The 10,196-nt window shown below is 72.5% G+C and carries 8 protein-coding genes; 3 read left to right on the top strand and 5 right to left on the bottom strand.

Annotation, left to right across the window (positions count from 1 at the left end; all coding sequences use genetic code 11):
- Nucleotide 1: 1 nt before the first annotated feature.
- The gene (locus GWK61_RS56845) at nucleotides 2–670 is read right to left on the bottom strand and encodes a DUF5998 family protein (RefSeq protein WP_228562886.1); all 669 of its coding nucleotides are present in this window, start codon (nucleotides 668–670) and stop codon (nucleotides 2–4) included.
- Between the two features lie 221 nt (nucleotides 671–891).
- Between GWK61_RS56845 and GWK61_RS24655 the strand changes: the two genes are divergently transcribed.
- Nucleotides 892–3,354: a DNA gyrase/topoisomerase IV subunit A gene (locus GWK61_RS24655; protein ID WP_194911723.1), complete on the top strand. Its 2,463-nt coding sequence runs from the start codon at nucleotides 892–894 to the stop codon at nucleotides 3,352–3,354.
- A 339-nt stretch (nucleotides 3,355–3,693) separates the two neighbouring features.
- On the opposite strand, the gene GWK61_RS24660 is transcribed toward GWK61_RS24655, so the two are convergent.
- From GWK61_RS24660 to GWK61_RS24670, 3 genes are read right to left on the bottom strand one after another with little or no spacing between them, the layout of a single operon-like run.
- Entirely contained in the window at nucleotides 3,694–4,407 is a 714-nt protein-coding gene (locus tag GWK61_RS24660) for an ABC transporter ATP-binding protein (protein ID WP_194911732.1), read from the bottom strand.
- Between the two features lie 13 nt (nucleotides 4,408–4,420).
- The gene (locus GWK61_RS24665; RefSeq protein WP_194911724.1) at nucleotides 4,421–5,383 is read right to left on the bottom strand and encodes an ABC transporter ATP-binding protein; all 963 of its coding nucleotides are present in this window, start codon (nucleotides 5,381–5,383) and stop codon (nucleotides 4,421–4,423) included.
- A complete protein-coding gene (locus GWK61_RS24670; protein WP_194911725.1) occupies nucleotides 5,361–6,233 on the bottom strand; it encodes a hypothetical protein in 873 nt (290 codons plus the stop codon). The genes GWK61_RS24665 and GWK61_RS24670 overlap by 23 nt, the downstream gene beginning before the upstream one ends.
- Before the next feature lie 119 nt (nucleotides 6,234–6,352).
- Here GWK61_RS24670 and GWK61_RS24675 point away from each other — a divergent pair, with 119 nt between their 5' ends.
- Nucleotides 6,353–7,330, top strand: coding sequence for a ferredoxin family protein (locus tag GWK61_RS24675; RefSeq protein WP_194911726.1), 978 nt, complete (start codon nucleotides 6,353–6,355; stop codon nucleotides 7,328–7,330).
- 1 nt (nucleotide 7,331) lies between these two features.
- Nucleotides 7,332–7,997, top strand: a complete 666-nt coding sequence (locus GWK61_RS24680) for a tyrosine-protein phosphatase (protein ID WP_194911727.1) — start codon at nucleotides 7,332–7,334, stop codon at nucleotides 7,995–7,997.
- 22 nt (nucleotides 7,998–8,019) lie between these two features.
- Here GWK61_RS24680 and GWK61_RS24685 read toward each other — a convergent pair.
- Nucleotides 8,020–10,196, bottom strand: a 2,177-nt coding sequence (locus GWK61_RS24685; RefSeq protein WP_369125608.1) for a WD40 repeat domain-containing protein, incomplete at its 5' end; no start/stop codon positions are given.

Consider the following 10,196-nt stretch of genomic DNA (forward strand, 5'->3'; position numbering starts at 1 on the left):
CTCAGCGCGCGGTCCGGGAGCCGGCCCCGGCGCCGGCCTCGGTGGCTCTGTTGGTGTCGGTGACGACGGAGGTCAGCGCGCGGGCGAAGGACAGCGTCTCGGCGACGGCGTCTGCTCCGTCGGCCTCGGCCGAGACCCGGATCATCACGTCGTCGGCGGTGGCGGTGCCGGTGTAGCCGTGGTCGGCGTCGCAGTGCGGGTCGCCGCAGTTGGCGGGCTCCAGGTCCAGCCGGCTCACCACACCCCAGCCGATGGTCAGGACCACCTCGCGCGGCGGGGTGCCGGGCTTGTGGTTGGCCGGGTCCTCCACGACCCGGCTGACCACGACCGAGGAGATCCGGTGCAGGGGCACGGTCTCGGTGGAGGTGGTGGCGTAGGCCTTCGCCCCGGTCGCCGACTCCGGGGAGCCGGGCGGCACCGGCGCCATCGGGTCGTCGGAGCCGTACTCGTCGGTGTGCCCGGCGATCAGCCGGGTCGGGGTCACGGCCAGCACGGTGACGTGCCTGCGCACCTCGTCGGCGTCGAAGGTGGTCTCCTGGTGCACGAGGTGGCCGAGCACCTTCTCGGAGCCGACCGCGTCCTCGACCGCCTCGGCCACCAGGGCTGGGTAGTAGCCGCTGCGCTCGATGGCGGCGAGCAGTGACGAGGAGGACGGCTGCGAGTTGGGCATGAGTCCATCCTGACACCTGTGGGCCCGGTTGCGGGCCCCACACCCCACGGAAGCGTGACGGACGAGGGTGTTATGGCCTGATTGGCACCGCCGATCGCTCACGGCGGACGGGCCGGGCCGCCGGGGCGCGTGTGCCCTCCTGCGACGAGGTGTCGGAACGACGCGCAACAATAGGGCGTCACACCCGCATCGCCGCGCGAGAAGCAGGAGCCGCACCGAAGATGGCACGCCGCAGCACCACCCCCGAACCCGACGAGGACTTCGAAGAGCGCATCATCGACATCGACGTCGCTGACGAGCTCTCCGACTCGTACCGGGAGTACGCGTACTCGGTCATCTACTCGCGCGCCCTGCCCGACGCGCGGGACGGGCTCAAGCCGGTGCACCGCCGGATCCTGTTCCAGATGAACGACATGGGCCTGCGGCCGGACCGCGGCTACGTCAAGAGCGCACGCGTCGTCGGCGACGTCATGGGCAAGCTGCACCCGCACTCGGACACCGCGATCTACGACTCGCTGGTGCGCATGGCCCAGTCCTGGGCGATGCGCATCCCGCTGGTCGACGGACACGGCAACTTCGGCTCGCTGGGCGGCGACGACCCGCCGGCGGCCATGCGGTACACCGAGGCCCGGCTCTCGCCGGCGGCGATGATAATGACCGACTCCATCGACGAGGACACGGTCGAGTTCGGGCCCAACTACGACGGCCAGGAGCAGGAGCCGCAGGTCCTGCCAGCGGCCTTCCCGAACCTGCTGGTCAACGGCGCGGCCGGGATCGCGGTCGGGATGGCGACCAACATGGCGCCGCACAACCTCGGCGAGGTGGTGGCCGCCGCCCGGCACCTGATCAAGCACCCGGACGCCACGCTGGACGACCTGATGCGGTTCGTCCCGGGCCCGGACCTGCCGACCGGCGGCCAGATCATCGGCGAGCAGGGCATCCGGGACGCCTACGAGACCGGCCGCGGCGTGTTCAAGATGCGCGCCACCGCCAGGATCGAGAAGGTCACCGCGCGCCGCGAGGGCATCGTGGTCACCGAGCTGCCCTTCAACACCGGCCCGGAGAAGGTGATCGCCAAGGTCAAGGAGCTGGTGCAGGCCAAGAAGATCCAGGGCATCACCGACCTGAAGGACCTGTCCGACCGGTTCAACGGCCTGAAGCTGGTCATCGAGGTCAAGGCCGGCTTCAACCCCGAGGCGGTCCTGGAGCAGCTGTACAAGCTGACGCCGCTGGAGGAGTCCTTCGGCATCAACAACGTGGCCCTGGTCGACGGCCAGCCGCTGACGCTGGGCCTGAAGGAGCTGCTGGAGGTCTACCTCGACCACCGCTTCGAGGTGGTCCGGCGCCGCACCGAGTTCCGCCGCACCAAGCGGAGGGACCGGCTGCACCTGGTCGAGGGCCTGCTGATCGCGCTGACCGACATCGACCGGGTGATCCGCATCATCCGGGAGAGCGACGACGCCGCGGCGGCCAAGGAGAACCTGATGGCCGCCCTGGCGCTGTCGGACAAGCAGGCCACGTACATCCTGGACACCCCGCTGCGCCGGCTGACCCGCTTCGACTCCCTGGAACTGGAGTCCGAGCGGGACAAGCTGACCGGCGAGATCAGGGACCTGACCGCGATCCTGGACTCCGACTCCCTGCTGCGCAAGGTGGTCTCCGACGAGCTGGCCGCGGTCTCCAAGCAGTTCGCCACGCCGCGCCGCAGCGTGCTGGTCGAGGGCGCGCTGCCGGTGTTCGAGCCCCGGCCGCTGGAGATCAGCGACGACCCGGTGGTGGTCCTGCTCTCGGCCACCGGCCTTTTGGCCCGCACCGCCTCCGGCTCGACGAAGATCGGCACCGGCGGCGAACGCGGCAAGAACGACTCGGTCGCCTCGATCGTCACCTCGACGATAAGAGGCGAGGTCGGCGCGGTGACGTCGCAGGGCCGGCTGATCCGGTTCCCGGTGATCGACCTGCCGGTGCTGCCGGACTCGGCCGCGAAGGCGGCGCCGAGCCTGGCCGGCGGCGCCCCGGTGTCGGAGTTCGTCCGGCTGGAGGAGGACGAGCGCGTGCTGTGCCTGTGCTCGCTGAACCCCGAGTCCGCCGGCCTGGCGCTGGGCACGGTCCAGGGCGTGGTCAAGCGCGTGACCCCGGACTACCCGAGGAACCGCGACTCCTTCGAGGTGATCACGCTCAAGGACGGCGACAGCGTGGCCGGCGCCACCGAGCTGCGCACCGGTGAGGAAGAGCTGGTCTTCATCACCGACGACGCGCAGCTCCTGAAGTACTCGGCCGCGCTGGTCCGCCCGCAGGGCTGCCCGGCCGGCGGCATGGCCGGCATCGCACTCGGCGACGACGCCTCGGTGATCTTCTTCGGTGCGGTGGACCCGGGCCGGGACGGCCTGGTGGTCTCGATGGCCGGCTCGGACGACGCCCTGGTCGACACCGCGACCACGATCAAGGCCACGCCGTACGACCTGTACCCGACCAAGGGCCGGGCCACCGGCGGCGTGCGCTGCCAGCGCTTCCTGAAGGGCGAGCACCGGCTGGTGGCCGCGTGGGCGGTGAACGCGCCGGCGTACGCCTGCACGGAGAACGGGACGCCGATCCCGCTGCCGGCGGTGGATCCGCGGCGCGACGGGTCCGGGGCGCCGGTGGAGGTGCCGATCGGGTTCGTGACGAGCCCGGCCGCTGCGGGGTAGCGCGCGGGACAGCGGGTTGATTCAGGGCTGTGGCCGCCACGTTCTCGTGGCGGCCACAGGCGTTTGCGCGCCGGGTCGGATGAAGGGTTCTGAGAGCCCGCAGCGGCTGCCGTGGAAGCCCACAGCAGCCGCCACCTCTCCCCCATGGGGCGGGAGCACCGCCGTCCTGCGGCCTTCAGGCACGCGGCGGGAGGTCGTATCCCCGATCCCGTGTGGCTGGACCGGAGTCCCGGCGGACGGCGGTGCTCCCTCATCGGCCTGTGGTGGTACGGAAGACACCACAGCCGGGCCCGGACCGCGCCTCGGGGTCCGCCGAGGGGTCCGGGGGTCTGTGCGGGCCTAGGCGGGCACCTCCGCCGCCGCCACGGCGTCGGAGTCCGACACCAGCTTCCCGTCGCCGACCGTGATCACCCGGTCGGCGAGCTCCATCATCAGCGGGTCGTGCGTGGCCACCAGCGCGGTCACGTTCTCCGCCGCGACCACGGCGCGCAGCAGTCGCATCACCGCGCGACCGGTCTCGGAGTCCAGCTGGCCGGTGGGCTCGTCGGCGATCAGCACCCGCGGCGAGTTGGCCAGCGCCCGGGCCAGCGCCACGCGCTGCTGCTGGCCGCCGGACAGCTCGCCGGGCCGCTGCTTCGTGTGCTCGCCGAGGCCGACCATGTTCAGCAGCAGCTCGACGCGCTCCTCGCGCGCGGCCACCGGCGTCTTGCGCAGCCGCAGCGGGATGCCGACGTTCTCCGCCGCCGACAGGATCGGGATCAGCGCGAACGACTGGAACACGAAGCCGAACAGGTCGCGCCGCAGCGCGGCCAGCTCCTTCTCCCCCAGGTTGCGGCCCGGTCCGGCGAGCTGTTTGCCGTCGACCGAGATCCGGCCGGCGTCCGGCTTGTCCAGGCCGCCGATCAGGTTCAGCAGCGTGGTCTTGCCGGAGCCGGAGCGGCCGACGACGGCGCACAGCTGGCCCTCGGGCACCGTGAACGACACGTCCTCGACCGCGTGCACGGCGTTCTCCCCCGAACCGAAGGTCCGGCGCAGCCCCTCGACCTCGATCATGTCCCCCACCGGACTACTCCCCCTCGCCCGCGTAACCGGCAGAACCGGCAGAACCGGCAGAACCAGAGCCGTGCACCAGGTCCGGCCACACCCCGATGTGATCAGGGTTCTTCGCCAGCCGGACCCGGTCCTTCATCCGCAGCGCCTCCACGTACTCCTTCGGCAGCTGCACCCGGCCGGCGCGGTCGAGCACCGCGAACTGCTCGGCCTGCGCGCCGTCGTCGCCGCGCCGCAGCACCTCGGTCGAGGTGCGGCCGTCGCGGATCTCGACGGTGCGCTCCACCTGCTCGGTGACCTCGTGGTCGTGGGTGACCACCACGATCGAGACGCCGAGCTCCTCGTTCGCCGTGCGCAGCGCGTCGAACACCTGCTGGCTGGTCCCGGAGTCCAGCTCGCCGGTCGGCTCGTCGGCGAACACCACCTCGGGATCGTTGGCCAGCGCCACCGCGATCGACACGCGCTGCTGCTCGCCGCCGGACATCTGGGCGGGGCGCCGGTCGGCGCAGTAGCCGACGCCGAGCAGGTCCAGCAGCTCCCCGGAGCGGCGCCGCGCATACTTGCGCTTCTTGCCGGCGAAGCCCATCGGCAGCGCGACGTTGTCCAGGGCGTTGAGGTACGGCAGCAGGTTGCGCGCCGTCTGCTGCCAGATGAAACCGACCGTCTGGCGCCGGTAGCGCAGACGGTCGCGGCCCTTCATGGTGAGCAGGTCGTACCCGCCGACCCTGGCGACGCCGGCGGTCGGGGTGTCGAGCCCGGACAGGATGTTCAGCAGCGTGGACTTCCCGCTGCCCGAGGCCCCCACGATCGCGACCAGCTCCCCGGCCCGGACCAGCAGGTCCAGACCCTGCAGAGCCTGGACCTCGATGCCGTCGGTCTTGTAGATCCGGACCAGGTTGTCGCAGACGATCTTGGCGTCCTCGCCGTAGACCTCTTTCGGCTGTGCGGCCGCGAGTTCAAGCTCCTGAAGGGTGCTCATGCGCGTTAGGACGAGCCGTTCCGCTGTGCGCGTTGCGGTCGTTATGGAACGGTGACCATCCGGTCGGATGAGCGCCCACGGTGTCCGGCAGCCAGCCGGGTTCGCCGATCAGACCCTTGTGGATCGAACCGCTGACCTGGTGCCGCGACGGGCCCTCGGAACCGCGCAGCCAGCCGCGCATGATGTGGATGTCCGGGACCTCGCGCTTGCACCAGGCGACCAGGGCGTCCAGCACGGCGTTGCGCTCGCCGCTGACGCGCATCATGCGCGGGAAGGACGACGGGAAGGTGACGACGTTCTTCATGTCGGTGACCACGCCGTGCGCCAGGTTGGAGGCGGTGCTGGTGCGGTGGTGGTCGGTCGGCCACGGCGAGCCGAGCCGCAGGCCCTCGGTCTCCGGCTCGCCGAGCAGCACCAGGTCCACGGTGTGGCCGCCCTTGTCGCCGAAGCTGACGCGGCCCGCGCGGGCCCAGACGTAGAGCCGGATCAGCGGCAGGTCGCGGACCAGGGCGCCGGAGCCCTTGCGCCAGCGGAGGAGCTCCACGCGGCCGGGGGCCGAGGAGTCCGAGTCCTCGCGGGCCACCGTGCGCAGGGCGCAGACCTCGTGGCCGTAGACGGCGGGGAAGCCGTAGCGGCGGGCTTCGGGGCCGAGGTCGGCCTCGTGGGCGTCGGTGGCCGTGGTGGCGGTGGCGTCGGTGGCGTCGGTGGCTCGGGACATGGCGGTGGCGGCGGCGCCGGTGGCTCGGGACGTGGCAGCGGCTTGCGACGCGGCGGTGGTCTGCTGCGCGGCGGTGGCGGCCTGCGGCGCGGCGCCGTCCCGGCCGGATTCGGGCGTTCGACTCTCGGTCATGGTGCGCACCTACCTATCGAGGGCACCCCCCGATCTCTCCTGACGCCACCATCGTGACTCCGGTAGCCCGCAAAAGCGAGCGGTGTAGGGGGTGCGCCAGGGGCGTTAGGGTCGTAGGCATGCGCGACGATCAACTTCCGGCACCCCAGCCCCACGCGTGTTCGGTGCTCTCCCGCGAGCTGGGCGAACCGCTGGCCGGGACGGGTGCGGTGGCCCGGGCGTGGCTGCTGGTGGAGCAGCCGGGGCCGTGGGGGCGGGCGGCGGTCACGGAGAGCCGGCTGGACCCGGAGCTGGGCGCCGAGCTGGAGGGGCGCACGGCCGGGACCCAGGTCCGGTTGGCGCTGATCCGCCGGGTGGAGGACCACCACGACAGCGCCCCGCGGCACCGCCGCTGGTTCGCCGCGTCCACGCATCCGAAGCGCACGTGGCTGGCCACCGGCGTGGTCGAGTACCCGACCGACCTGCTGAAGATCGACTTCGCGGCGCTGGACGCCGGCAATCGGCGGGCCGTGGCGGAGCTCGAGCACGAGTTCGTGGACGCGCCGCTGCTCGGGGTGTGCACCAACGGCAAGCGCGACGCCTGCTGCGCGACTGTGGGGCGCCAGGTGGCGGTCAGCGTCGAGGCTTTGGACGCAGCCTCGGGCCCGGGCGGTCTGTATCCGTCGGTCTGGGAGATCACCCACCTCGGCGGACACCGCTTCGCGCCGACCGCGGTGGTGCTGCCGTCCGGGTACTCCTACGGCCGGCTCGACACGGCCGCGGCCGGCCGGGTGCTGGCCGAGGCACGGGGCGGCCGGATGGCACTGGACGGGTGTCGGGGCCGGTCGACGTGGCCGCGGGCCGGGCAGGTCGCCGAGCTCGCGGTGCGGGAGGCGCTGGGCGAGACGGCGGAGGCGGCACTGGACGTGGTGTCGGTGAACCAGACCGCCGGCGACCCGGAGCCGGCGTGGACGGTGGTCGTCGAGTACGAGGACGGCCGGGCGTACGAGGTGTCGGTCACCGGTTCTTCAGCCGCCGTTCCGCGCCCGGAAAGCTGCGGCAAGGCCGACGGCACACCGCTGGAGCTGCGGGCGGACGCCGTCGATAAGATCCGGTGACATGAGTGACATACCGCTGACCGGAATCAAGAACGCCCGCGACATCGGCGGGCTGCGGACGGAGTCCGGGGCGGTGGTGCGGCCGCTGCGGCTGCTGCGCACCGCGCGCCTGAACCGGCCCACGGACGCCGACCGCGCGTGGCTGGCGTCGATCGGGCTGCGGACGGTGGTGGACCTGCGGCAGCCCTTCGAGATCAAGAGCTGGCCGGACGACCTCGGGGACCTGGAGGTGGAGCGCGTCAACGTCGCGCCGAGCCTGGACAGCGAGGGCGAGGGGACGTTCTTCGACCTCTACCTGTACTGGCTGGACCACAGCGGCGAGGCCTTCGCCGACGCGGTGCGCGCCCTGGCGCGTCCCGACGCGCTGCCTGCGCTGGTGCACTGCACGGCCGGCAAGGACCGGACCGGGGTGCTGGTGGCGATGGTGCTGGACGTGCTGGGGGTCGGGGAGAAGGCGATCGTCGCGGACTACCTGATCTCCAACGAGCGGCTGGGCACGGACCCGGGGGATGTGGTGTTCCAGCACCTGATCAGCGAGGAGCTGATCTCGGGGTCGCTGGCGCATGTGCGAGAGGGCTTCGGGAGCGTCGAAGGGTACTTGCTCGCGCACGGCGTGACCGCTGAGGAGCTCACCGCGCTGCGCGAGGGACTGCTCGGCGAGGCGTAGCAGCCCCCTGGCTTGGTCTTCCTCAGTCCTCGAAGAAATCGTTGAGGTGCAGGTCGATCGCGATGAGCCCGTCGTCGCCGGCGGCCACGAGCAGGCCGTCGGCGCTGAGGGCGAGGGCCTTCGGGGCCCAGCCGAGCGGGATGGGGCGTCCGGTGCGGGCCTCGCCGAGGTCCCACACGGTCACGCAGCCGTCGGACCACGCCACCGCGGCGACCGGGCCGACTTCGGTGAGCGCCGCCGTGACCGCGGTGACCGGCATGCCGCGGTCCTCCACCGGCAGCAGGCTGGCGTCGGCGGGCACGGCCCACAGCCGGAAGGTCCCGTCCTGGCCGCCGGACAGCGCGAACAGCACGTCCATATCGGGCATCCAGATCGCCGCCACCGCGGTCACGACCCCGGAGTGCTGATCCTCGGGATCGGCGATGAGCTCTTCGGTGTCGACGTCCCACACATGCACGCGGCCGTCGCCAGCACCGAACACCAACGCATCACGCGCCACGGCGACCGCAGTCACGATCGTGTCGGGGAGCACATCGCGCACCGCCGCCACAGCCCCACGCGGCGCCGTCGGCCCCAGAGCTGCCAGCCGCCGACTCGAATCGGTGAGCACCAGGCTCGGCGAGGCATCGACGACCGCGGCAGCACGCGCCTTCACCATCACCGGCGAAGCAGGCCGCCCGACGATCCGCCCGCTCCGCGGATCCAGCCGATAGGCCCGGGCCAGGTCATCTATCGCGACCAGCACCTCCGGCGGCGTCGGCTCCGGGTCCGGGAGCCAGGCACCGGCCGGCGAGGCCGCGACCGGGGTGAGGAGGATGCCGGGGCTGGCGAGGAGGGGCTGCGGCGCGGCGGACTCGCGACTCGACTCAGAACCAGAACCAGAACCAGAACCAGAACCAGCAAACGCATCAACACTCTGCGCGGCACCAGCAGCAGCCGACACACTGGCGGCCCGAGCATCAGCATTCGAAGCGGCGCCGGCGGCAGCCGACCCACCGGCGATCTGCGCACTCGCATTCAGCACGCTCGCGGCCGGAGAAGCAACCCCGTTCAGCCCAGCAGCGTTCTGCGCGCCGTCGGTCGGTATCGCGCCAGCCGATCCTGCAGCGCCAGTCCCCCGGCCGCCGGGCAGCGGCACCATGAGCGTCGGCTCGGCAGCACTGGCCGGCTTCGCATCAGCAACCACCGTGACCGCCAGCTCCGCGGCCCGCATCGCCAGCGCCGCCACCGGGCCGGGCCAAGGTGTGGGGCGCGGCGTGTCCGGGGGCAGGGGGCGCCAGCCGGCCCAGCGGGTGAGCCAGGGGATCGGGTCGCCGACCGTCGCGCCGTCGGACGGCCGTGTGCCGCGCGTGTACGGGGCCACCGCCTCGGCCAGGGCCTGGTCGCCGACTGCGAGGGCGGCTCCGTGCAGGATCGCCGCGCGTTCGGGGACGGTCGTGGAGTTCGTCAGGGCCTGGCCTGCGACGCGCCAGGCGGCGCGGGTGCCGGGGGCCACGGCGCTGCCGAGGGCGTCGATCGCCGTGGACAGTGCCGGCTGCTGGACCAGGACCAGGTTGGCCGGCTCCAGGACGATCTGGTCGGCGATGCCTTCGCGGAACGCCACGTCGAAGGGGACCGCCGCGAGCTTCCAGGGCCGCTCGTCGCTCGCGGCGAGCAGGCCCGCGTGCCGCTTGCTGGCCAGGCTCAGGATCTCGCGGGCCTTGGTGGGGTTCGGGTACGCCTGCGGGGCCGCCGCGCCGCCGGAGGGCACCAGGTCGTCCAGCCACGCCGCGAACTCGGCGCGGTCGGTCCAGCGCGGCTCCCCGAGGTCGATGACGGTCGCCGGCGCGTCGGCGGCGGAGGCGACCTGCGCCACGTCTGTCTCGGCCGACTCCAGGACCAGCCGCACGCCCGGCACCGCCAGCAGCGGCGCCAGCAGCTCGGAGACGACCGCCGCGCGGGCCGAGCCGTCGCGCAGGTGGCCGGCGAGGTCGAGTTCGGAGATCAGGATCGTGACACGTGACCAGAGCCCTGCCTCGTGGATCATCTCGGGCGCGCTCGACGACAGATCCCATGTCGAAGACGACCGGCTGCCGGGAACGCGAGCGCCCGGATGATCGCCGGCGGCAGCAGGGTCCTTGGCTTCGGCATCCCCGCCGGGCGCGTCGCTCAGGCCGTCGGCCGCGACACCGTCGGCGACCCCCGGCCCGAACCCCGACC

The sequence above is a fragment of the Catenulispora rubra genome, assembly GCF_015356825.1.
Classification (GTDB): Bacteria; Actinomycetota; Actinomycetes; order Streptomycetales; family Catenulisporaceae; genus Catenulispora; species Catenulispora rubra.